Raw genomic sequence first — 25,271 nt, 5'->3', positions numbered from 1 at the left:
TACTCCTTGGGTTCACGATAGCAAAAATTGGTTAACAATTCGTTGAGAACATCGTTCATCGGAATGCTGTTTGGTGGACATGAAAAATCTTCTTTGGCTGGTGTTGTAGAGCCGATTCCCGGCTCGTGCGATTCCTTTGGTCATATCTCAGCGCCCGCAGTCAATCGAAGCGCGGAGGCTCCGCCCGCAGGCGGAAACCGTGCTGGCAGGTTGACCAGTAGCGGATATGGCCCCATCGCGCTGGAGCCGGAATTCGGTTCCATTCATTTAGCCGAAAATTGCCTTCAGCCCGAAAAGCCACTGGCTCGATACGTATTTCCTAGTGAACCCCAAAATTATTATGCAAAACTCCAAGAATCAATTGACCAAGAACATTCCCGTCGCCTCAATTGGCTCCAAGCTGGGCCAATTCCGTGTGCAGAATCGCAGCAAGATTTTTAGCGGCCTGTCGGTCAATGGGATGAGTCGCGATTTGTTAGAGGGCATGAGTCCATCAGATACCGTGTCCAATGTCCTTCGGGACATCAAATGATTGGCGAAGTACCAATTAGAATGATCGACAATGAAAGCCCCGACTCAGGCCGGGGCTCTCTTTCTCATGTAATATTTAGACCAACTATGCCGCTTTGCTCTCAGTCTCCACATTTCCCAGAATCAGATTGGCGGCCTTTTGCGCAGCGCTGGCGGCGTTGACAACCAGCTTGCTGTCGCCCTTAAGCGTCTTAATCCACCCGCTCAGGTAAGCGGCCTGGTTATTGATCACGCTGTTGTCGATGCCGCATTCTGCGCAAAGGAATGCTGAGGTCATCTCGGCAATTAACTCTTCACGAGAATAGTGGTTGTCGCCGAAACGCTTACCAAACTTCCGATTTAGGCGATGCCTTGCGCCCGTCGAGTGCCCAAGCTCATGAAATAGCGTCGAATAGTATTCCTGCGGTGAGATGAAGCTACTTTGGTTAGGCATATCCACGACATCAATCAACGGGTTATAGCAAGCTCGACCACGGTCTTCCCGGATTTCAGGTCGATCCTCCCATCGGGTGACAATCTGATCCGCAGCCAAAATGGGCTGGAACTCCGTCTGGTTGCGAGGCTCCGGCGTCGGAAAGTCAATGCCTTCGATTTGCGCGGCGTTAAATACCGTGAAATGTTTTAGAAAGGGAATTTCCTTGGTGCGGTTCTTTTCGCTCTGGGCGTGTTCGTCCTCGACGCGAATCGTTCCCCAATAAACGACAGGAAAACCCTTGCTGCCTTTAATGATTTGGCCGCCCTTGTCCCTGACCTGCTTGAAAGTCATGAAAAGGGGAGCCTGAAAGGCCATCGCGTTTAACAGGAATAGGTTGACGCCCGAATACTCATGCCTCGATGCGAAGTTCTGAGGGCGAATGTTCAATATCTGCCACGGCCTGCGCCATGGACAAACGCCCTGTTCAAGTAGATCGATGATGCGCTCAGTTACGCGGTCATAAGCGGATTTGGATGGTTTCATGGTTATGCTCCTTTGGTTACGGCTCCCGTTGTTGGTTCGCCTGTTTTTCCCTGCCAAGCGGCGAGCGCACGCGAAAGCGTTCCCGGAGCGATGGCCTTTAGGCCGCAGTCAAGGTGGAGATTTTTCCGCGTAGAGCGCGGAAGCAAGGAGCGTAGCCGACGAAGCTGCACAAGCGGGGAAAAATACGAGCTTGACGGCTCGGAGCGCAGGGATGGCACCATCTTTTCCTGCATGGCAGGAAAACCAGGCGAAAAGTTGTTTTTACCGTCTACTGATAACCCAAAATCACGCCCTTTGTGAGTGTGGCAAATGCGTTACGGTCAATTCATGAAAGCCCCTAATGTTTAAGGGGGACAAGTTTTATTGGCTATTTTCTAGCTCAATGACCATTGACTAGTGATAGATGTTATAAACTATTCAATTCATGAATTTCCACCCATTGATAGCTGCCTTCCTGTTGCCAATTGTGGTTTCCGCTAACACACCGATCACGGATGCCGAAGCTGACGCCATTGTCGCAACCAAAATGGCGGCTAAGGAAGCAAAGCGGCAGGCCGAAACGCCCAATGTCACGGTGTTGCAACGTCGCCAAATTAGCCTTGGCGGGGGTCAAACTCTAACCATTGAGAAAGCATCGGGAGCGAACCTGCCACAATGGCCCACCAAGCCCGATGCGCCGGAGATGACAGAAGAACAAAAGGTCGCTCTGCAAGCTGAGATGGACGCAATCAAGACGATTTCGGCGAGCGTTTGGGTTTATGATGGGCGTGTGTCGAGGATACATTGGCAGCATAACGATCAAACCTACATCGCGTGGATACCTGCCGACCTTAATCTTTGCCGCACAATCAGAGATTTTTCAGTGGGCGAGCAGCAATATCAGCTATCCTTGTTCTTACAAAATGAAGATACAAAGCTGCTTGAGGAACGTCGGAAGGCCGCGCTGCGCGAAGGCGTTGACCTGAATTTACCGCAAATCCCTGAGCTGCCCGCATCCAGTAGCGGCTTAACGGAGTATTTCGTAGAAAGCGACGATCCAACCATACTTAACAACGCCGATGCGTTTGAGGGCATCGAAGCGCTGCTGAGCTTTATGGATACCAACAAGGCTGATCTTACGGCGGCCCTACATCGTCAAACGGCTCTCTCAAAAGCACAAAAGCGTTACGAGGCGGTACACCCCGATACTAGCGAGCGAAAAATCACTTTCATCAGCAACGAACAATGAGATATTTTTGCTGCACCTTATTTTGCGCCTTGGGCCTACTAGGCTCTGCTTATGCCCAAACCGCAAAGGATTTAGATGCCGGTCTTCGTGTTGTGGAAGGCACTGCTGCCGATACATACAATGCCCAATGGTGGGGCATCGGATCGCATGCATACGTGCTCGAATATTCAGATGATTTGTCCACCTGGCTTTTTGATGATCAAGTCTATGTCGGGCAGGATGCTATTTTAACCAGTGCAGATAGCGTTTTGATCCAAAACGATGATGATAAGCTATTTTGGAAAATTCGTCGATCTCCCACAGCCTTGACTGAGCCTTTGTTTTGGGACCCGGATCAAGATGGAGTCGGGGCACAAGAAGAGTTGGATCACGGCTATAGTCCCGTCAGTTTTGTGAACACTGATAGTGACGTTTTTCCAGATGATTGGGAGATGATCCGGTATGGCAATCTAAACGACACAGGATCCGGTGACTATGACGGCGATCATGTCTCAGATTTTGACGAATTTTCTCAAGGTAGCAACCCCGGTGATTTCGATCAAGACACCGATGGTAACATCGATTTTATCTATCAAGATGACCTGATTGCGTTCTGGAATTTTGATGAAAGGAATGGTGATACGATCATAGACAAATCGGGCAATGGACACGATTTTACTTTGATCGCAGGAAGCGAAGTTGGTGAGCAGGGATATGAAGCATTCCTTCGTCATCCGTTGAGCCAAAATCAGTCAAGCATCCAGATTGCGAATTTTTCTGGAACGCAATTTGTCGATGATTTTTCAATCTCAGTCTGGATCAGATCATATCCGGGACAATATAGGAATTTCACCTTGTCTTTGAGTCAGGTGATTTTCACAGAAACCAGCTTCAACTTTTACTTAAGATCAATCAATTACGATGATTCCACAGGGCAGCTCATGTATTATCACGCTAATGATGCAACCGATCCCGTTGTTGATGTTTATCAGTTTGAGTTGATGGACATTGCCAATACCCTTGGGGATGGACGCTGGCACCATTTGGTGCTGATCGTTAGTAGTGTGTCCGCTGCTATGGATGATGGCACGGTCAAGTTCTATCTGGACGGCTCGCTTCAGCAGACCATTTCAAATCTAGGCAAGATCGACTTTACTGAAGCTTCTCTTCAGCTAAACCAAGCAAGCACTTACATTGATGATATTCGAATATTTGATCGCGTGTTATCTGACGAAGAAATCAGCAGTCTTAATTTTGGTTTGCAGCACTTACCGGTCCGCCTAGATGCGGTTGCGCCATCAACGCCCGCTAATCCATCATTCAGTTCCTTGGGCACAGTAGCATCGGCCAATTGGGATGCGGCAACCGATGATGTGTTGCTAAATGGGTATATCTTGATCCGCAACAATAGGCCTTACCAGTTCCTAAAGGGAGAATCTATGACCGATAAGGTTCATGGAAATTTTAATTATTCGCTTCAATCATTTGACTACGACTTCAACACCTCTGGCTCTGTAGAGCTAGGTGTTCATAATACGAACTTTCCACCGACAGGAAGTCTTAAAATGGGCGTACGGGCTTTCGAGGAGATTGGATTTGACCTCGATCAACTCGTTCTCGGGGATCACCATCAACTGAGAGTTGATTACTCCGAAATCACCGATGAAGATGGAGCCGTGACGCGAGTTGAGCTATACGAAAATGGCATCCTCAAACAAAGTTTAAGCCCTGTTGGATTTCTGAATTTCGTCGAATCTGGCTCCCCGGGCAATTATTCTTATTACCTGAAAGTGTATGATGAATACGGATCATCGGTTCAAACAAACACGATCACCTTTGATATTGTATCAACGCCTGACATTACCATTCAAGATTCAGACTATCCCCTAGAGAGCTTGCTGCTTTCAGCAGAAGCAATGACGTCACCACTGACATCCATTAAGTTGGATTGGCCTGAAGATTCGCGCGTTGCAAATTACATGATTTATAGAAAATCTCTTGCAGATGAAGTATGGCAGCCCATTCAAATTATCACTGGAACAACGACCGAATACACAGATGCAGGTGTAAATACTGGTGAAATTTATGAATACCGTGTTCGTCGAATTTACGCAGGCTACAATGAGGATACGATTAACAAGGGAGCCAACGCATACGTTAGCGCAGCGATTGAGGCACCATTAATCGACAGTAAAGGTGTTGTGCTCCTGCTGATTGATGAAACGGTCGAAGTAAGTCTGCGCACTGAGATAGATCAATTAAAAGAAGATCTAATTGGTGATGGATGGAGCAAAGTAATTGAGCACACAGTTGAGCGTGATGTCGATGCTTATACCTCAACCATTGACGATACGCCCGACCCGCTATACAGTAGCCGTGTTCAAGCGGTTAAAAATCTAATCATTGCTGAACATCAGAATCAACCTGAGGGTATCAGTTCAATTATTCTACTTGGTCGTGTGCCAATTCCTTACTCTGGTCAAACCGCTTGGGATGGCCACGGAGATCACGTCGGGGCATGGCCTGCGGATATGTACTACGGTGATGTATTGCAAATTGAGGGGGATGGAGCTTGGGAAGATGTAGCCGAGTCGGATTCTCAGACAATTCGCTATGCGCGCAACAGAAATCTGCCCGGTGATGGGAAATTTGACAACAGAGAAGCACCATCGGCAATTGAGATTCCGGTAGGGAGAATCGATTTAGCTGATATGAGCTTGTTTTCCTCATCGGAAACGGAGCTTTTGAGGAATTACCTTAACAAGAACCATCAATTCCGGCATGGCGTGCTCGCCGCCCGAGAAAAAGGCATCATCGACATGGATGAATCTTATAGCCAAGGCCAATTTCTTATCAGGGATTATGCAGCACCTGCGTTCAATAATCTGTCAGCTATGTTTGGGCACCAGAATGTTGACGCCAGCAATCGAAACAACGCGGACTACTTTGGCTCTACAATTTCCGCTCTAGCTGGAGACTCCTATTTGTTTGGTTACGGCGCCGGCCCCGGCGGGCCAACTAGCGCGGGAAGGCTTTTCTCTGATAGGAGTGCAGCAACGCCTGCTCGATGTGCTAGTAACTCAACAAGCACTAAAAATGGCTATACTTGTGATTTTGCCGACTACGACCCTCAGATAATGTTTTCTGTGCTATTTGGGAGCTATTTTGGGGATTGGAGCATCAATAATAGCCTTCTTCGCGCCCCTATTGCGGCTGATAGTTATGGTCTATGTAGTTTGTGGGCGTCAAACGGATCGTTTACTAACGCTTGGATATTTCACAGAATGGGCATTGGTTACAATTTTGGTGACTGCTTACTCTTGTCACAGAACAATCGTGGGCTGTTCGGAAATGCATATGCTCAAGTTGGGCAGATTCCTCTAGCCTTAATGGGCGATCCAACCCTTAAACCATTTGTATGTGATCCAATTGATGGTTTAAGCTCGTTGGTGACTGGTAACGACATAGAGCTTTCTTGGAACGCATCTACCAATCCAAACCTAGTGGGCTATCACGTCTATCGTGACAACAACGGCACCTTTGAGCGATTGACCACGGCTCCATTGAGCACCACGATTTATAACGATATCGATTTGGATGCTGGTAGCTATCAATACATGGTTCGCGCCATTGAGTTGCGAACGACCGGGAGCGGATCATTTTTCAATGCAAGTCAGGGCGTATTTGAAGACGTAACGATAAATTAGCCATGAAAAATCTAAATATATCTTTTATTACACTCATTTTACTAGCTGGAACAAGAGCGAGTGCAGGCCTTACAACAGGCGCTTTAGTCACTGGCTGGGATTTTTCTCAGTATGACAACACGGGCGTCACAATGATTGGTAGCGAAGTCGTTGATACGTTGTCAGCCAACTATTCTGACTTCGCGTCAAGCGAGTTTGGGGCTGGACCTAGCGCGGCCTTCTCTGGAACCCTCTATTATGATGGTTCATTCGGATCAAGTTCTGGCAGTGTGGTTCCATTTCTGGTCAGAGCGACATCCACAAATCTTACGAGCAACGTGGATGTCTCGCGTGATACCATATCAAACCCGAATTTAGTTCCCTTCAATTCCCTGCAAACACTGTTGGATGAGGGGCAATCAAATGCCAATCCCTTTGGTTTGCAGATATTCGGTGCCGATACATCACTTGTTTTTCGATCAACACCATCGTTCGGTCTTGAATACAGCGCCTTTTCATTCGCTGGAATGAGCCTTGGAGATGATGTGAGCGTAGACGTGGAGACGTCAGTGGATGGGGTAAATTTTTTCAACGAAGGTTCTTTCATCCTAACCGATACCGATAGTGCGTACCAGTTGGACATCGACTCCTTTGCAAATGAAGTGTTTGTTCGGATGACATTTGATACAGCGCTAAACAGTGTAGTCATCGATAATGTCGCCTTTATTTCATATATTATTCCTGAGCCGTCAACTTACGCTCTGATTGTTGCTACTGGCATCTTTGGAGTGATATTGCTGCGCCGCAAGAGAGCTTGATATACTTATACTGCCCAAATGAATCCACTAAGTTTCCTTGAAAAAGCAATCAACGAACATGGATCGAGCAGTATCCTAAAGGAGCGCCTTCAGTTAGTTAAGGACCAACTTGCCAAGGTGTCTGCTGAGAGGGATCAGCTCCAAACCCAATTAGCCGAAGCTATAGCTGAAATCGTCTGCTTGAAAGAAGCTGCTCCAGATAAACGCTTTGTGGAATATTATGGTGTGAGATTTAGAATACAGTAATCCGGCGACCTTGAGCGAACGGTCTATTGTATTCATTGTGGATAGGGAATGGCGTCTTTGACGCCCGGCCTGCCCTTCTATTTTTCAAAATCTAAGCGTTCATAAGCATCAACCAATATTTTCCGATGAAACGCCACTATTACCAATCCCTTTGCCTGACGCTCGGTTCCTATCTAGTGCTGACTGGCGCTCTTGATGCTTCATTGAGCGTCACCAATAATCGCAGCTTAGCCTATGACATTGCGCTCGATCATTCGCCGCTGATTCTGGATCAATCGTAAACGTCCGGCGCTCGGCCCTATTGACGCGGAGTGCTGCTGGGCAGGTATGACCCTATTTGGCAATGACGTGACGTCATTTACCAAAGATTGATGCCGTGAGGTCACGTGGTTGGTAACGACCATTTGGATGGAGCCAGTGCGCTGATGTCGTCCTGGTTGGTCATCTTGGGCAAGCGGGTCAGGACATCCCGGAGGTAATCGAAGGGATTTACGCCATGGCGCTGACAGGAGACCACGATGGAGTAAATGATGGCGGAGCGTTGTCCGGCGTCGGGATGTCCGATAAACAGGAAGTTCTTTTTGCCCAGAGCCGAGGGGCGGATGGCGTTTTCCTGAAGGTTGTTGTCGATTTCGGCAACACCGTGCTTGAGGTCGGCCACCAGCTTCGTCCACTGCCCGAGCGCATAGGCGCATGCCTTGCCCAGGGCGGATTGAGGCAATGTCCCACCAACTTCAGTAGCCGTTATAGAGAGCTGTGTGCAACGGAAATGTTCTGAGCCTTTAGCGGTATTTCAACCAACAGGAAACTATACCAGGTGCCATTTCTTAGTCGAGTTTGCGAGTTCTCGAGCCAGAGGAGCATCTGCAAGTGCCGCCGCCCAAGCCTCGGACTCGCCGTCAGGGCTTATCCACAGGGCTGCCGACCGAGGCGGTGCGACGCAATCACGTATGGAGCTGGGACTTCGGCGCGAATGGCACCATCAGAAATATGGATGACCTAAACGCCTTCTTTCAATACCATGACCAGTTTTCGCAGTTCAATAACGGCAACGGAAGTTATGGTTCGGATACCATTGCCCCCAATGGCAATACCGCGCTACCGAATCAGCTGATCGAAGGCAGCGCGACAGGCGGGGAATCCGTGCGTGAGTTTTTTGCCGAGCACCTGCGCACTTATCTAGTGCCCTTGTATGGGGCGACCACGGTAGACCCAGAGCAATACAATGTTGGTTGTGGTTCGTTTGTGGCCAAGTGGGAATTGCCCAATGGCGGGTCTTTGCTTGGGCAGGATATTATTTGGGAAACACGCGTGCGCTACGAGACGCCGAAATACTTCTGGTTCGCGATTTGGACGACCGGCAACAAGTGGAAGCAAGGCGCTGAGATGGATCTCGTTGAAAGCTTTGGATACAACAACGGAGGTGGCTACACCAACTACGACGGACGGTATTGGCACTCCGGCAGTGTTGGCGGCACAGATGACACCAGCTACCAAAACTGTGGCAACGCCATGTCTTCAAAAGGTATCGTTAACTATGATACGGCGGAGTATCACATTTGGACCTGGGTCTATCGAAAGGACAATACCTACAGTGCCTATGTCGATGGCATCGAGGTGCAAAGCGGCAGCATTTACTGGACTTTCGAGGCCACCGCGAACGGCGAACCCATCGACATGACCTTTCTCTTTGATGGAGCCTGGGGGCACACCAAAGTCTCCAGCGTCAACTTCTCCATGCCTGCGAGCGAACTGGATGGCGCCTACTATGATTGGGATTACAGTCGCATCTATCTGCGGCCCTGATCAACTATTGGGATGAGGGAGTAAGCGGACTGAGGCCCGTATCTCGTACTACCTAGAAATTCTTCCGACTGCATAAATGCAAGGATTGCGGATGCCATGCTACAGCGTCATTTTTTATCCAATGGAAGGGGAAGTTTTGCTGGCAAAGCTGCTGGCGCTGTTCGCGGATCATTTGAATCAGAAACTGTTGGATTCAATTGATTATCTTCAGGAGGAAATTCGTGTGTTTCAACATCATCTGAAAAAAGTGTCCCAAATTGGTTAATGCTCAACGTAAGGGGCTTGCGGAGAAAGCTAGGGAATTGGGCAAAGTCATTGAGAAATACGCCAATGTTGTCGCACCGGATACGCTGTATTGCTGGCATAGAAGGCTTTTTGCTCAGAAGGTTTATAGTTCGAAGATGTGAAAGTATTTGGGCCGACCGCGAAAACCGAAATTTGTGGAAGAGCTGGTGGTTGATCTTCGGGGGTATGACCGAGAGTCTTACTGGCGAATGGTGCGAGCAGCAAGCCAGATAGCTGACCGGTTTGGGTGGTCCGATTCAAGGCTTTGGCGCAGAGGCTGCCTGATTTATTATCGGGTCAGTTATCTTACCTGAGCATTTGGTAAGGCTTTTCGCAGCGTGAATATCAGGCCGCTCAAACTTCCGACGCGCTCACTCAACCTGAATGCTTTTGCCGACGGTTTGTCCGATCCATCAAGCATGATTGCTTGGAATCAGCTGATCTTGATCGATGAAGGTTCTGTGCGTCGTGCCATCGAGCAGTATTTGGAGCATTATCACTCAGAACAGAATCACCAAGATTAGGATAATATGATTCCCTTTTATGGCCCGGAACATGAACAATCAGTGGGCGACGAGGGTAGGGTGGTCAAGCGCTCTCGATTGGGCGGGCTGTTGATCTATTACCATAGCGAAGCTGCGTAGCTTTTGGTTGGAGAGATTTTGCTGCACTGAATGCAAGTGATATCAGCTTGCCCTTTGTGCTGTACGGGTTCAATGAAAACGGCTGGCTTGACTGAAATTTGCTTACGAGAACTGCAAGAACGAAGTTTCGGATGAAAGTTTGGCGATTTTCGGGGAGTCAGGCAATCTTCAGGTATCATGAAAAATCAGCTGACAGCTGCTGCATTGAGACAGCGACAAGTTTTTGCCGACGAATGCTAAGTAGAAGGAATTGAATAATCGCTATTCGCGTAAAAAATGTAGGGAGGCTGATACCCCTTAAGCAGTCATTCTAAATCTACTGAAAGGTTGCCCCATGAGAAATGTTGGTTACTCAACATGCGTTGATTTCTTGCGTCTAATCAGGTCTGGTTTTGGTTGGGCGTTTGTTACGGCAATCGTATTGATGCTTTCTCCGCTATTAAACGCCGACACATACGAGTGTGTCGATTTGCCGACTTCCGTATCCGCGGGCGATAATTTTGCAGATAAAACAAGCACGGAATCAGAGCTGGCTTCCCATACATATGTGGCGGCTTGGCTGAATGCGGTAGGCGATTATGTCCAGTTCTCAGTGGACGTTCCTGTTGCGGGGAATTATGGGGTTTGTGTTAAGAATCGAAGTCAGGATGATAATGGCGTCTACCAATTGAAATACAGCGAGGATGGAACTTCTTTCGTCGATCTTGCCAATGGCACTTTCGATCAGGGGAATGTCTTTTACCTGCCTGTTCTGGAGACGAATTATCCGGGTTTAGTCACAGTTGAGAGCGCGGGAACGAAATATTTTCGATTTGAAGTAACGGGGCAAAATCCTGATGCAAATGATTTCGATCTAATGCTGTGCGAAATCGAATTGATTCCTGTATTATCCGGCAGTGTTTCAACAGGAAGCCTCAGTTACTATGCGAATGTTGATGCTGAAGAAGGCTACTATCTGCGTTACAATGCAAACGCCGTAAATCAGTCAGTGACCTTTACGTTGAATGCATCTGAAGCCGATGATTATGTAGTCTTGATCAGAAACGTATTCGCGAATAATCGAGGCCAATATCAGTTGTATGTTGATGGAGTGGCTCAGGGCGGTGTGATTGACCAATATGATGCTTCTGTATCGCTTCCATTAACGAATCATGGGGTTGTCAATTTAACGGCTGGCAATCATGATTTCGAACTGCGAACAGTCGGCAAAAACGGTGCATCTAGCAGTTACAAGATCGGGGTAGACAGTGTCATGCTCTGTGAAACGGATGCCATCGTAAGGGTTGACTCAGGCATGAATGCTGAGCGCTATTTTGGCGAATGGGATAAATCCACGTATAACCCGAACTACTATGGCAGCTACTATCGTTATGCGCGACCTGGTTATGATCGCTTCATGTCTTCCTATGAGTCAACCAGCAATATTGCGACGATTGCTTGGAAACCCTGGTTCTCGGATGGGCAGGGGCTGCTCGTTGCCGGGTGGTATGATGTCTCGTATTGGTTGCCTGATGGCTCTAGTAATCGCGCCACGAATGCTCCTTTTACGGTGCATGCTATGGATGCAGATTATACGCATTATGTTAATCAGCGAGGGGCTGGTGGCAGTTGGGTGACATTGGGGACGTATGCTTTTCAAGCAGGTCGTGCAACTGACTCTGGATATGTAACATTGAGTAACGACGCCGATGGGTTTGTGATTGCCGGACCAATTAAGTTCGAGTACCGCGGTGACATTTCGACGCCTTTGCCAACGCCTCGATCAACACAGAGCGGAGGCTCGGGAACTTACAGCGTTCGACACGGTATTCCCAAGCAGACCATTCGTGGCCTCGGTGTTGAAATGCAATTTGAAGATATGAAAACCGGAGATCGGAATCGAGTTAAGGGGATTCCCGGTGCGCTTGTTTCATCTGAGCGAACCCGATTTGCCAACGAGCTTTTGGGATTCGGGAACGGCTTTAGGTATGTTCGCTTCGCTGCAGGGATCTACTACAGTGGAACCAGCTCAAATGACAAGCAACTGCAGCAAAGCTGGAGTACGGAGAATCAAGAACTCAGCGATCTGTTTACGCAGGCGGGTATTGATGGTGTGAATTTTGAGTATTGGTCACCCACTCCATATTTTAAGTCGAATGGCATTTACACGGGCGGAGCCCTCAAGCAATTCGACAGCACGTTCCTTTCCGAGTTTGGGAATGCGATTGTGGCTGATCTGCAATACGTGAATGACAACATTGCGCCGGTTAAAATGTTCTCCTTGCAGAATGAGCCGCATGTCAGTGAAACCAGCTACGCATCCTGTGAGTACACGGACAGCGAATACTATGATACGTTCAGTGTTGTTGCGCCAATCATCAAAAACGCTTTTCCTGATGTTTTCATCCATGCGGATAGTGGGGCGGGTCAGGAAGGGGCAGGATCTGCAGAGATACAGGCTGACGCTACCGCGTTATCCTATGTGGATGGATGGTCATGGCACCGCGTTGGTCGGAGCTCTGATGATCAGATTGTTCGCGCTGGCAATCACTTCAATTACAACTCCAATGGTAAAGAGGTTTTCAGCAGTGAGTTCGAATACCTGACTGGTGCTGGCTCGGCCTGGCGAACTGTAAATACTGCGCAATCGATTATGAACTGGTTTGTGTTTATGGAGTCGGAAACGTGGTTTTGGCTGCATGCTTTGAAACCAACTAGAAACGACCTGACTGAGCGATTCTCGCTTGGGCAGTGGCGACCGGATTCGGACCACGAATACCTAGCCTTCCCCGAACTGAAGAAGGGATACTGGTCATATAACTACTATCATTGGAATTCTGTGGTCGGCTTCTTGAAATACATGCCGTGGAATTCGGCCCTCTATCAAGTTGATGAGGATCAAGTTCGTCATGATAACCGAATTATGGCCTACAAAACACCGCAGGGCAAACTCGTGATCGTGCTGACCAATCGGTCTGCTGACGAAACCTTCACTTTTAATATCAATACTGGAGTGGGGCCTAGTTACACCGGGCGCCGGATTGATTCAGAAACGAGGAACAATTCCGGTTCTTATCTGGCGCGGCAGTATGGGTCTTCGATTAGTTGTGAGGTGCCGCCTCTGTCGATTGAGTTTTGGATTCAAGATCTTTGATTTAAATTGGGGTTCGTCTTTCTACTCGACATAGCAATTTTTATATTGTAAAACATTTACATAAAAAATGAAACAAAAACAAATTGGTTTGTGCAAGGCCATCTGGTTTAGGTATGGAAAAGGAAATCGATAGAGAAGCAGCTCCAGAAGCTGGAGTTGTGTCGCCGAAGGGCATTGCTGGTAATCGGCGTGTTGAATTGGATAAAGACTGGGCCTTCAGCATGGACGGCCAGGAATTTTCTGAGATTTCATTGCCGCATACCCCGCAGCTCTGCGACCTGAACGGTACGGATATGTGGACCGGGATCTGTTTTTACGAGCGTGATTTGCTGGTCGAGAATCTGGATGGCGTTGGGAGCGCACTCTTGCGCTTTGAAGGCCTCATGCAGCAGGCTGAAATTTGGCTGGATGGGCAACTGGTTGGCACGCATTCCGGGGGCTATTTGCCGGCATGTATCGATATTCGAGAGCGCCTTGTTGCTGGCCAAAAGCATCGACTGGCAGTACGCTTAGATAATCGACATAACCCTGAGTTCCCGCCTGGCAAGCAGTTAGACCAGCTTGATTTCTGCTGGCATGGCGGCTTGTACCGTAGCGTTAGCCTTGAGTTGAAGCCGCACCTGCACATTACCGATGAGGCTGAAGCGCAGGTGGTTGCCGGTGGCGGCATATTTGTTCAATTCCCCCGGGTGACGGATGAGATCGCCGATATTTCGGTGAGTGTGGGGGTGCGCAATGGCTATGAGACAAGTGCGCGTGGGGAAATGCGAGTCGAGTTGATCGACACTGAATCCAATGTCGTTTCCAGTGCGAAGAGGGAATTCCAGGTTCAATCGGTTGAAGATGCTCAGGTGACCGTAACGCTTCAGGTTGAAAAGCCTAAACTGTGGTTCCCGGATGATCCTATTTTGTACCGACTGAGAGTCGTGGTGGAAGATGAGTCTAATATAACCGACACAAAAGAGTGCCATATTGGCATTCGCCGATTTCAAGCCAGCCGGAGCAACGGGCTCGAAATTAATGGGAAGCACTATCGGCTGCGGGGGACGAATCGTCATCAGGAGTATCCCTACATTGGTTATGCTTTGTCTGATGCTGCGCAGTGGCGTGACGCTTTGAAGATCAAGAACTCTGGCTTCGATTATGTTCGCTGTGCTCACTATTCGCAATCGCCGGCATTTTTGGATGCCTGCGATGCGCTTGGCATCATTGTTATGAATTGCATTCCAGGTTGGCAGTTTTTCGGAGGACAGGAATTTCAAGCTGCATGTGAAACTGCCGGACGTGAGTTGATTCGCAGGGATCGCAATCATGCGTGTGTATTTTTTTGGGAGTTATCACTGAACGAAACGGAAATGACGGATGAATTCATGGAGCGTATGCAGCGGGCAGGGCATGAAGAATTTCCGGGCGACCAGTTCTACACCTGTGGCTGGATTGATGCATTCGACATTTACATACGCAGTCGTCAGCATGATGGTTTGCACACCTATGAGAATGGTGAGCGGGCCCTAATTATCGCGGAGTACGGGGACTGGGAGTTCCATGCGTCAAATGCCGGCTTTGATCAGCACAATCAGTGGGGGTTGATGGATCCCATTTACTCTAGTCGACACTTCAGGGGGAATGGTGAGCGGGCGTTGCTTCAACAGGCCGACAATTTTGGAGAAGCGCTCAACGAGAACATGACTACGCGGGCAATTGCCTGTGGCCAGTGGGCATTCTGTGACTACACTCGTGGAAATAATCCTGAACGTGCGGCGATGGGGGTGCGTGATATCTTTAGGCTACCCAAATACGCGCACTATCTTTATCGAAGTCAGCGAGGCATAAGTTCTGTGGACAAGCCATGGGATTGTGGAGCTATGGTGTTTATCGCTTCGCAGTGGAGTGAATTATCATCTCCACGGGTTACGGTCTACAGTAATGCTGAGCGGGTTGAGCTATTCCTGAACGGTAAAAGCGTCGGAATTAAGGAGCCGTCAATTTCTTACCATACTCAGCATTTGCCTCAGGCGCCCTTCATTTTTGATTTGGGCAAATTCACACCTGGTAGGCTTGAGGCGCATGCGATGGTAGGAGAAGCGGTTGTGGCGCGTGACATCAAGCAGACTGCTGGTAATGTTGCTGGTTTGCGCATCGTTCCGTCACTTGAGGGCATTGTAGTCTCGACTTTGAATACGGATACGATTCTGCTGCATGTAGAATGTGTTGATGATAAAGGGTTTATGTGCACTGAATTTGAGGGGCCTGTTACGGTTGAAGTCAGTGGCCCGGCACAAGTGGCGTCGCCTTCCCAGCTTCATCTGGAGGCAGGCATCGCTTCCACGGTTCTGCGCACGCTGCCAAAGCCCGGAGACATAGTTGTTACGGCTCGCTCTGGCGATTTGCTCGAATCAACATTTGCTCTGGAGCGCACTCATTTGTCTGCGCTGCCTGAAATTGTTTCCGTATCGTAGGCGTAAAAAGGAGCACTCGGAGGAATCTTTTACTGTATAGTGAGCTATTAAGGAAATGTTCGTGCTTTTGTGTAGTTCAGTTTGGTCGATGGAATAAATGACTAGTTATTTTGAGTTTGTGATATGTTTTTCAACTTGCGTAAGAGTTACATTCCGACGATATTAATTAAATTGCCTCATTGTTAAACCCACCTTATATATGTTTCCCCGAAGAGATAGCTCCGATGTGACGTCATTATCCGCGAGCTCAAAATGCAAGTTTTCTGGCACGCGTAATGGATTCGCTCTGGTTGTAGCGCTCGTATTGATGGGGTTCATTTTAACGCTGATCCTGAGTCTTTCGACGATCCTGCAGACGGAAGTGGCTATTAGTGGCACGACTCAAGTGCAATCTCGAGCACGTCAGGCCGCTTTGCTGTCGCTGAATACCGCCATTGGTAATCTTCAATCGATGGCCGGACCTGATCAGCGGACGACTGCTAGGGCTGATATTTTGGAAGGTGGCTACAGTGGTTTAATACCAGTGGGACCGAAGCAGAATTGGACAGGAGTTTGGCGTACTGATGATGTTGATCCACTGAACCCTGGCAGCAAAACCTTTGTTGGTTGGTTAGCATCAGTTCAGGATAATGAGGAGGTTTTAGGCGAAATTGAAAGCGGGCTGGTTGATCCGCGAGAGTTGGTTAGTCAACGGGTGGATAGCGAGGGTAATATAATAGCGGCCGTAAAGGCGGATGTTATTAGCGTGCCCGAGTCCAATATGGAATACGCTTGGGTTGTCTTGGATGAAGGAGTTAAGGCTAAGGTAAATGCGCGGACATGGGAAGAAGAGGCTGGCGTCTATGCTGGCGAAGACCAATTGAGGCAAAGCCTTCGTTTTGGCCCATCAGAGTCAGCGAAGGCTGGGGTTTTGAGCGGGCTGGAGTCATTTAATACATCAATTCCAGCCTCCATTCGTAGCCATTTTAGTGATGTGTCAGAATTGGATATTGAGCTTGGCGCCGGGGTTGGCGATCCCTACATACACGACCTGACATTGCAGGGGTTTGGATTGTTAGTTGACGTCAAAAATGGAGGTTTGCGTCGTGATTTATCACGTGGCCTGAATGATCAACTTTCTGAGCTTTCTGGGAAGGACGTCATCAGCGCTTTTCCAATGAAGTGGGATAGTCTGGCGGCTTGGGCGACCATGTATAAATTATTGGACGATCCAGCGGCAGATGTCCCCACCCTAAAGCCACGTGATACCCTGCCGGCCTCATGGACTGGCGCACGTGAGGAATTTAACGCGAGCAACATTAATTCCGAGGATATAGCGCTTGGAGGAATTGAGGGCTGGGAGCTAACTTCGCATCCCATTGCTCCCGTAGTTCAGCAATTTATTTGGCGCATTGGCGGTTTGATGGTAGACTATTATAACGAAGAAAACGTTCGTTGGGAATGGCGTAGTGATCGGCCGTCGCCAGGCGGAGCAGATCGCAATAATCGTGAAAAATATACCAATGTCATGACAGGACGTCATGTTCTCAGTCCTCTCGTTGTGCTATGGAATCCATACAACGTTGCACTCGACGCCAGCGACTATCGTATTAGCTACGATCTAGATGCAGATATGCAAATCGTAGTGCGTGATCCAGACACTTCGGACAAACATAGCCTCTACAATTCATCTGAAAGCATCATAGACCTATGGCAGGCAAATGAATCCACCACGCGTTCGGGGCATTTTACCATGTCGCTTTTTGAAGATTATAACCGCAACGGGAAAGAAAATCTGAATCAGACGGTTTTACAACCGGGGGAAATGAAGATTTTCGCACTGCATTTTGCGGATACAACCAGCGGCAGTTGGCAGCAGGTGAATGACAATAGCGGCGGTTTCGGCAAGTGGGGTAATCAGCGTTTACCAACGCAACTCATTGGCCCGGAGAATGGAATCCCTCACAATGGTTTTCGCTCCGTGGTTGGCAGTCGTGATATAGACCTGACCAAGACTCACTCAAAGTGGATTTTTGATAGTCTCGATTTGGACTTCGGTTCAAATCAAAGTGCTACTGATCCGAATGACTTTCGTATGACCTTGGCGTTGACTGACGCCAATTACAATGGAGGGGACCCGAATCCTGGTTTTGTCGTTCGTGATGTCTGGGGGTTGCGACCACCTGCAAATTACTCAGGAAATTTTCCCTTCTCTGAAACAACTGACGGCACGCAAAACTTAAGTCTGTATCGCTACACTACTATTTTAGGAACCAGCAACACCTTCACCTCCGCAACGGAGTCTGACATGTTTTATGCCGCAAGCATCGTTGCGCGCTTAAATACCAGTGATGCTGAGATGGGAGCAGATTCAGTCCCATTCATTGCCAATTATAATCCGCTTGCCTGGCATACGAGACCCAGTGATAGCGATGAGGTTTATTCGCCAATTTGGGATGTCTCCGTTTATAATCGAATCGATTGGAATTCTTACCGTTATAACAACAGTGTAGTAAACGCTGGCATTCCCAAGGGAGGGAATTCGATCACAAGCTTTGGGCAGGATCGCGTAATTTTGAAAGAAATACCGCGCCAGCCACTCCTCTCTGTTGGTCAGTTTATGCATGCGGAAATTGGGGTATTTGACACAGTTCCCCTTTACACCGTTGGCAGTTCCTACGCTCCGCCTTTTGGGCCGCGCAATCAAGTTATCTACGATGGGGCTGAGACGGTCGACGGTCTTGGCACTAATCTCGAGGCAATTGATTTATCCTGGTACTATAATGATGTGCTTTTTGATTCCTATTTCTTCTCTACTGTACCAGAGCCGGGCCAAAGTGTGGCGTATCCTCCGTTTGAAGATTTTGACTTGGACTATGTTGGCAGTGGAAAAAAATTGCCCAATAGTCGCTATCACTATTACTCGAAAGAGAGCCTATTTGATTCAGCTTATATGACGGGTCTTCGCGATATCGACACGGCAGCTTCTAGTTTGATAGTGGATGGCGCTTTTAATGTAAATTCGACTTCGGTCGAGGCTTGGAAGTCTGTATTGGCTACGCTTCTGCAGTCCGAAGATTTTCGATATTTTGATCTAGAAACGAATAGTATTGAGACGCTGACGCCAGCTGATCTCGGCATTCCTGTGCCGCGATTCATGCATCCACTTGCTTCCAATGAGTCAGCTCAAGATGGCGATACTTCTGAGGCGTGGACTGGTTTTCGTTCGCTCGATGATGCTGAGTTGACTGCGCTTAGTGAAGCGATTGTCGAACAGGTAAAGTTACGGGGGCCTTTCCGCTCGCTTTCTGATTTCATAAATCGTCGCCTTGTCGCAGACGACACCGGTAGTAAGGGCGCATTGCAGGCTGCTCTCGATGATACTGTAAATAATGTTGATGATTTTGGCGGTGAGCCAACTCAATCTAAGGTCTGGGGGACAAGCGTCGATTGGGACGATCACGCTCCATCCAGTGGCGCTGGTGCGCCGGGTTGGGTGATGCAAAATGATATTTTACAGGTGCTTGCTCCGGTCCTATCTGCGCGCAGTGACACTTTTCGCATAAGGGCATATGGGGCAGCGTTGAATCCATTGACGCAAGAGCCAGAAGGAACAGCCATGTGCGAAGCTATCGTGCAGCGCGTTCCCGATTATATTGATGGCTCTCAAACTCCGGAGGAGACTCCTATTACTGCGGAAAACATTGGTTTTGGCCGTAAGTTTATTATTGTCAGCTTTCGCTGGCTAACAGAGGACGAGGTATAATTGATGAAACGGTACGTATATCTGGCTGTGGCCATGTTTTTGGCGTTGAGCGATATGGCGCTAGGGAATCTTGTGGCGCAGGAGGATCAGCTATATTCGGCCGAACTAAGATTCTTTAATCCGATGGAGGATACGCGTGGTTTGTATTTTATGTCTGAAGGTGAGGATCAAGAGATCAGGGCCACTTTTAATGGTCCGTCCAAGAGCTATACCTTCAAGTCAAACTCGCCAAACTTGATTCTCTATCGAATTAAAAAAAATGGTGCGGCTGTGGAACGTAATCAAGTTGCACAGATTCCTCTGCCGGAGTCAGGGGGCGAGTTTTTGGTATTCATGTCTCCTAATGGCAGCAATGAAGAAGACCAGTATCTTGGTCGAGTGTTCGACGATAGCTCTACCACTCTAATTAAAGGGAATACGCGTATTCATAATCTGACGGAAGAACCCATTGCCATGAGATATGGCGCCTCAGAATTCCAAGTAGCGCCAAGTGATTCGAAAACATTGCGTACTAGATCTGGTGCTAAAGGTGACAACGGAACTGAAGTTAGCATAGATTTTCCTGTCCATATCGTAATGAATACGGAAGGGCGTTGGAGATCTGTCTATCGGTCGATTTGGTATCCGCGAGAGGATGCCCGCGTGCAGGTATTCATCATGCCGCAGTCGAAAAAGGCGATTCGGGTATACCAAGTTATGAACTAGTGGAGTAGTCTTCGGAGCAGCCTACACGGATTCGCGTTCAACCAAGTTTACGGGAATAACACGTTGGCGTTGAGAAACTGTTTTTCCCTCGCAAAGATCATGCATCATAGTGGATGCGGCTTTAGCCATATCAATGAGAGGCTCATAGACAGTTGTCATCGGCGGTGTCATGAATTCTGATACCGCTTCACTTTCGCTGCCGATGATGGCTACATCCTCTGGGATGCGTTTACCCATAACGTATTGTAGCACGTGCATACCTTGTACTGCTTGCATGCTAGTGCCAGGTATGAAAAGGGCATCGGCGCCATTTCTCACGGCTCGAGTGATCATCGTAAAGATGTTGGTCTTCTCATCCCCAAGAAAGAGCAATTTTTCATTGGGAGTCTGTCCTGCATCCTGAATGGCGTCCCGATAGCCTACGAGTCTTTCTCGGAAGGGCTCTAGGTCGCGGCTAATAAAACCGAGTTTGCTTTTTCCGCGTTCGATAAAATGGCGCGCTGCAATGTAACCAGATGCTCGATGGTCTGAGTTCACGGTCGCTTTTTCTGTTTTGCCTAGAAAATAATCGATGTAAACAACGGGCATGCGTTGTTCTAGGCGCTCAAGCATCTCTAATAGTCTAGTGGAGTAGGTTACGGCAATTACGCCATCGAGGTAGTAGTCGGGTAAAAGGCGCTCTGGATCTGAGGGAAGCAACACTCCAATGCGTTTTTCAGAAAGAGCATAGGCGAGAACCGACGCCATTTTGGCCGAATATCCGGTCTGTCGATCGGGGAACTCAGGCGCCGTAACGATGGCGACCTCGCGGTTTCGAACCGTTGCTTGCGGAGTCAGGCCTATTTCACGAGCTAAGTTCAGCACCCGCTCACGTGTGTCAGGGTGTACGCGCTCGCGATTATTTAATACTCGACTGACTGTGCCGGTTGAAACGTTGGCCGCTTTGGCCAAGTCGTATATGGTCGCTCTGCGCGGTTTTTCTGTATTGTGCCGATTCTGAGGCATTTAAATGATCAATACCTCTAATTCTGCGACAGCAATGAAAAAGTTCAATCTTTAATGGTGTGTGTTCTCTGCGATTGTTCGTGCTTTGTAAGCAGAAAATGGCTCAGAAAGTAATGAATGTGGCAATGACGTGTTTTTGATGGTGATTTCTCGATGAGAGTGTTTTGGGGCAGAGGCGAATTGCGCACTGGATGTATCGAATATTCTTTTTAAGTTACTATTAAACAATGGTTAAAGCTTTTATGGGAGCTTGATCGTTTGCTGGTGCTATTTCACTTTTGATGGCGACTATAGCGGTGAACCTGAGATTTGAGCGCGCACATTTGACAACTATTTTGGGGGCATGGACCATCAATTTGCCTTGATGATTTGGTGGATGTCCTAGAGAGTCTATTCCATGAAAATTCTACCTCTTCTTTCCATTTCTTGTTTAACTCTCACATCTGTGCTGAATGCGCAGGTCATTTATTCCTACGATTTTAATGGTCCTGATACCTCTGTCAGCGGTGTAACGGTTAACCCAGAGGGGGGCTCGTGGGTTACTGGTGGCGGAACCATCGATCAAAATGGTTCGACCGCTGGCACGGGTGGGGCTGTGCTGCCTTACAGTTTTGGTACGGGCATTTACGAGCATACTGCTGATATTAATACGAGCATGCTCGGCACGACTAGCACATCGCTTGCAGCGATTTATTTTACCAACAGTGATCCACTTGCGGCTGGGTATGTAACTAATTCGGTGTCGCCATTTGCAACCTTCGCGCTTCGCGGCAATGGAGACTTCGACATGTGGGCAGGTGAGGGCACCTCTGGGAATGTCGATGGTGGTAATTTGAGTGACTACGGTTACAGTGTCTCGACTTCTACGGATCGTATTGGTCAGCTCCGCTTGGTGCTTGATACAACTGCTACCAACTGGACGTTATCTGCGTATTACACGCCTTCGAGCATTGGAGCTTCCGAGTTTCAGATCGACCTCAATGGAGCCAGTGCGGGTGGCGATTACACCTACAGCACCAATCCTGCGGCTTTCACTGGCTCTGGTGTCATGACTAGCATTTCGACCGGTGATCAAGTTTTCGCTAATTATACGCTGACATCCATTCCAGAGCCTAGTTTTTATGCGATGCTTGTTGGAGTGGGTGTGATGGCTGTCGTGTATCTACGTCGCCGTAACTAGCCTCCACCGTTTACGTTAGTTTGCTTAGCTCGGTAGCTTTTGCTACCGGGCTTTTTTGTGGCTATTGCTGGGAACTCGTAATGACTCAAATCTCGTGGTTGCAGGGCATATAATTTTTCATGCTGCATCTCACTGGGAAGTTGCGGCGTCTTTAAATGAAAATCTCGGCTGCAATTGGGCATGCATGTCATAGGGAGTTAAGCTGAATGACGTATGGTTGCTTAGGTTGATGTATGAGACATAAAGGGGAGTTATTGGTGAAATGCGGTAGCCAATTACTTGTTCCTGATACCTCCATTATAACACTCAATCTGACTGTAAATATTGGTCGAAACTTGTCTTTCATTCGCAAAAAGTTGGCGGTCCGGTGAGGCTGGTTGAAATGACTTGTGCTGGCTCTGCATAAGGCGCTAAAGCCATATGTATACGAGGGCACAGATTGTTGCGGACTCCAAAAAATATAAAGATGAAATACCTCACTGAAGAATACGATGTTGTTGTTTGTGGCGGTGGCTTGGCAGGATTTTCTGCTGCAATTGCTGCTGCACGTCACGGTAGCAAAACTTGCTTAATCCAAGACCGCCCTGTGTTTGGTGGCAATAGCTCCTCGGAGGTGCGTGTAACGCCACACGGAGCAGCGAATTTTCATGCTTACAGTCGTGAAACAGGGATTATTTCCGAAGCGCTGATTGAAGAGCGTGCCCGTAATCATGAGCCGATCAGCGAGAATGGTTGGACGAACAGTGTTTGGGACATGGTGCTCTACGACATGGCGATGGAGACGGAGAACCTGACCTGCCACCTGAACACTGCAGTGCTCGATGTCGTTATGTCTGACGGTTCGCGAGGATCTGAGATGGCTAGCGATATCTCGGAGAAAGAGATGAGCGTTGGCTACATTCACCGTCAGGCCTGCAACTCAAGTCGTGAGATATCTTCCGTCATCGCGTTGGTTGCCAATGCTGAGCTTCAGTTGGAGATTCAAGGCAAGTTCTTCGTTGATTGCACTGGAGACGCGCTTGTCGCTGATCGCGCTGGTTGTGAATGGCGGATGGGGACAGAAGGTAAAGACGAGTTCGGGGAACTTCATGCCCCTGAGAACCCATCTACCGATACGATGGGCAACTCCATTCATTTTAAGGCCAAGAATATGGGGCGTCCTGTTCCGTTCAAGGCTCCCGAATGGGCTGTTAAACACACCGATCCCGACTATTTCTACAAGCAAGGCCGTGCGCCGCATGGTGTTGATAGCGGCTACTGGTGGATTGAAATTGGTGTGCCGTGGAATACGATTTTCCAGTCTGAAGATATCCGTCATGAGCTAACGCGTCATTGCCTTGGTATTTGGGACTGGCTTAAAAACAAGGATCCAAAATGGAAGGAAGAAGCTAAGAACTATGCTCTGGACTGGATCGGACAAGTTCCTGGAAAGCGCGAAAGTCGCCGCATCATCGGTCGCTATTTCATGACGGAAAATGATATTCAGGCCAATACGGCATTTCCGGACGAAGTTGCTTACGGTGGTTGGTTCGTTGATCTTCATACGCCGGGCGGCTTGCTTGCTGCCACGAGTGAAGCCAATAGCGCGGAAGGGTATGCGCAGGATACCGATTATATGGCTAAGAGTTATGTCGGACCCTATAGCATTCCGCTGGGCATCTGTCTGGCAAAAGACGTAGATAACCTGATGATGGCCGGACGCAATGTTTCGGTCAGCCATGCAGCTCTTGGCACCGTACGAGTGATGGCAACCACTGCCTTACTGGGGCAGGCTTGCGGCACGGCAGCAGCTCGCGCCATTGCGGAAGGTAGTTCGCTGGCAAAAGTGGCCGATGAGCGCATCAAACTTATCCAACAGGATTTGCTGCGTGATGGCTGCTTCCTCCCTAACATTCCCAATGTTGATGAAACGGACTTGGCTCGTTCTGCCACTCTTTCCGCGAGCAGTGAAGCGTCAAATCCGGGCGTTGGCCCAGACACGCCTTATGCAACCAACGGACTGATGCGGGGGCCGAGCTCTGAGTTCGCTGAAAACCTTACTCACGACCGAGCTCAATGGATTGGCGCTGGACCTGAGGCTCTTGAAGTTGTTGAGGTCTGTCTTTCTAATATATCCGGGCAAGAGCAAGAAATCTCTTATCATGTGGAGCGGGTTGATTCGATCTGGGATTACCGTGTGGATACCGGCGCAATAATTTGCCAAGGTACGATTTCTGTTCCGCAGGGGGAAAAGCTCTGGCTTCCTTGCGCAGTTAAACCTGAGGGTGCCGATCTACCAAAGTCCGGCTTCATACGCTTAGTTTTGAAGAAAAACGTAGAAGTTGTCTGGCATTCCAGCCCGGCGGTGGAAGTTGGCCAGGTTGCCGCATTCAAAATGAGTGGCAAAAAATACCGGCGCTTCGGTGGAGGTTTTTCCATGTCGTATCGACTCACTCCAGCACAGGCGTGCTATCCTGCAAGTCATGTCTTAAGCGGTCGTACGCGTCCCTATGAGTCGACAAATATATGGCGTTCCGCACCCGAGCAGGCGCTCCCGCAGTATCTGGATTTGAAATGGGGCGAAGAGCAACAGGTTGGAGTTGTGGAACTGACTTTTCCTGGGCATTTATTGCGGGAGTATCATGCGGCCCCTGCATTGTTTGCTGATGCGCAATGCCCTAAGGACTACAGCATCTTGGCTGAGGTTGATGGCAAGTTGACCGAGTTGGTTTCGGTGAAGGGTAACTATCAGCGACATCGCCGACACACTTTGGACAAGAAAGTGAAGGCGAAGCTTGTACGTATCGTAATTTCGGCGACCAACGGCGATCCATCCGCAGCTGTCTACGAAGTGCGTTGCTATTCTTGAACTGAACTCCCAAAT

Annotated in this window: 18 protein-coding genes; 15 read left to right on the top strand and 3 right to left on the bottom strand. The window is 48.6% G+C overall.

Features of this window, described 5'->3' with window-relative positions; translation table 11 throughout:
* Positions 1-340: 340 nt before the first annotated feature.
* On the top strand, positions 341-532 hold the full coding sequence (locus RBB63_RS17430; RefSeq protein ID WP_309386269.1) for a hypothetical protein: 192 nt from the start codon (positions 341-343) through the stop codon (positions 530-532).
* A gap of 84 nt (positions 533-616) precedes the next feature.
* On the opposite strand, the gene RBB63_RS17425 is transcribed toward RBB63_RS17430, so the two are convergent.
* Positions 617-1,489 (bottom strand): ArdC family protein, encoded by an 873-nt coding sequence (locus RBB63_RS17425; RefSeq protein ID WP_309386268.1) that lies wholly within the window; start codon positions 1,487-1,489, stop codon positions 617-619.
* Between the two features lie 526 nt (positions 1,490-2,015).
* On the opposite strand from RBB63_RS17425, the gene RBB63_RS17420 reads away from it, so the two are divergent.
* The 5 genes from RBB63_RS17420 (at position 2,016) to RBB63_RS17400 (ending at position 7,727) form a co-directional block, all read left to right on the top strand.
* A complete protein-coding gene (locus RBB63_RS17420) occupies positions 2,016-2,717 on the top strand; it encodes a hypothetical protein (RefSeq protein WP_309386267.1) in 702 nt (233 codons plus the stop codon).
* Entirely contained in the window at positions 2,714-6,403 is a 3,690-nt protein-coding gene (locus RBB63_RS17415; protein ID WP_309386266.1) for a LamG-like jellyroll fold domain-containing protein, read from the top strand. The genes RBB63_RS17420 and RBB63_RS17415 overlap by 4 nt, the downstream gene beginning before the upstream one ends.
* Positions 6,404-6,405: 2 nt before the next feature.
* Positions 6,406-7,200, top strand: coding sequence for a PEP-CTERM sorting domain-containing protein (locus tag RBB63_RS17410; protein ID WP_309386265.1), 795 nt, complete (start codon positions 6,406-6,408; stop codon positions 7,198-7,200).
* 18 nt (positions 7,201-7,218) lie between these two features.
* Positions 7,219-7,446 carry a hypothetical protein gene (locus tag RBB63_RS17405; protein ID WP_309386264.1) on the top strand — a complete coding sequence of 76 codons (228 nt, stop codon included), beginning with the start codon at positions 7,219-7,221 and terminating at the stop codon, positions 7,444-7,446.
* A gap of 125 nt (positions 7,447-7,571) precedes the next feature.
* Entirely contained in the window at positions 7,572-7,727 is a 156-nt protein-coding gene (locus tag RBB63_RS17400) for a hypothetical protein (protein ID WP_309386263.1), read from the top strand.
* A 101-nt stretch (positions 7,728-7,828) separates the two neighbouring features.
* Here RBB63_RS17400 and RBB63_RS17395 read toward each other — a convergent pair whose 3' ends face one another.
* On the bottom strand, positions 7,829-8,167 hold the full coding sequence (locus RBB63_RS17395; RefSeq protein WP_309386262.1) for an IS66 family transposase: 339 nt from the start codon (positions 8,165-8,167) through the stop codon (positions 7,829-7,831).
* 116 nt (positions 8,168-8,283) lie between these two features.
* On the opposite strand from RBB63_RS17395, the gene RBB63_RS17390 reads away from it, so the two are divergent.
* From RBB63_RS17390 to RBB63_RS17360, 7 genes are all read left to right on the top strand, one after another.
* The gene (locus RBB63_RS17390; protein WP_309386261.1) at positions 8,284-9,252 is read left to right on the top strand and encodes a hypothetical protein; all 969 of its coding nucleotides are present in this window, start codon (positions 8,284-8,286) and stop codon (positions 9,250-9,252) included.
* Positions 9,253-9,373: 121 nt separating this feature from the next.
* Positions 9,374-9,517 (top strand): hypothetical protein, encoded by a 144-nt coding sequence (locus RBB63_RS17385; RefSeq protein ID WP_309386260.1) that lies wholly within the window; start codon positions 9,374-9,376, stop codon positions 9,515-9,517.
* A gap of 358 nt (positions 9,518-9,875) precedes the next feature.
* On the top strand, positions 9,876-10,061 hold the full coding sequence (locus tag RBB63_RS17380; protein WP_309386259.1) for a hypothetical protein: 186 nt from the start codon (positions 9,876-9,878) through the stop codon (positions 10,059-10,061).
* Positions 10,062-10,515: 454 nt separating this feature from the next.
* The gene (locus tag RBB63_RS17375; protein WP_309386258.1) at positions 10,516-13,314 is read left to right on the top strand and encodes a golvesin C-terminal-like domain-containing protein; all 2,799 of its coding nucleotides are present in this window, start codon (positions 10,516-10,518) and stop codon (positions 13,312-13,314) included.
* Positions 13,315-13,427: 113 nt separating this feature from the next.
* Positions 13,428-15,773 carry a glycoside hydrolase family 2 TIM barrel-domain containing protein gene (locus tag RBB63_RS17370; RefSeq protein WP_309386257.1) on the top strand — a complete coding sequence of 782 codons (2,346 nt, stop codon included), beginning with the start codon at positions 13,428-13,430 and terminating at the stop codon, positions 15,771-15,773.
* 307 nt (positions 15,774-16,080) lie between these two features.
* Positions 16,081-19,518, top strand: a complete 3,438-nt coding sequence (locus RBB63_RS17365; protein WP_309386256.1) for a hypothetical protein — start codon at positions 16,081-16,083, stop codon at positions 19,516-19,518.
* 3 nt (positions 19,519-19,521) lie between these two features.
* Positions 19,522-20,223: a hypothetical protein gene (locus tag RBB63_RS17360; protein ID WP_309386255.1), complete on the top strand. Its 702-nt coding sequence runs from the start codon at positions 19,522-19,524 to the stop codon at positions 20,221-20,223.
* Between the two features lie 21 nt (positions 20,224-20,244).
* On the opposite strand, the gene RBB63_RS17355 is transcribed toward RBB63_RS17360, so the two are convergent.
* Positions 20,245-21,174: a LacI family DNA-binding transcriptional regulator gene (locus RBB63_RS17355; RefSeq protein WP_309386254.1), complete on the bottom strand. Its 930-nt coding sequence runs from the start codon at positions 21,172-21,174 to the stop codon at positions 20,245-20,247.
* A gap of 499 nt (positions 21,175-21,673) precedes the next feature.
* Between RBB63_RS17355 and RBB63_RS17350 the strand changes: the two genes are divergently transcribed.
* Complete coding sequence (locus RBB63_RS17350) at positions 21,674-22,408, top strand: PEP-CTERM sorting domain-containing protein (protein WP_309386253.1); 735 nt, start codon at positions 21,674-21,676, stop codon at positions 22,406-22,408.
* A gap of 466 nt (positions 22,409-22,874) precedes the next feature.
* Positions 22,875-25,256 (top strand): FAD-dependent oxidoreductase, encoded by a 2,382-nt coding sequence (locus RBB63_RS17345; protein WP_309386252.1) that lies wholly within the window; start codon positions 22,875-22,877, stop codon positions 25,254-25,256.
* Positions 25,257-25,271 lie beyond the last annotated feature (15 nt).

Source organism: Cerasicoccus frondis (assembly GCA_031296915.1).
GTDB lineage: Bacteria > Verrucomicrobiota > Verrucomicrobiia > Opitutales > Cerasicoccaceae > Cerasicoccus > Cerasicoccus frondis.
This window is presented reverse-complemented; position numbering and strand designations above follow the sequence as displayed.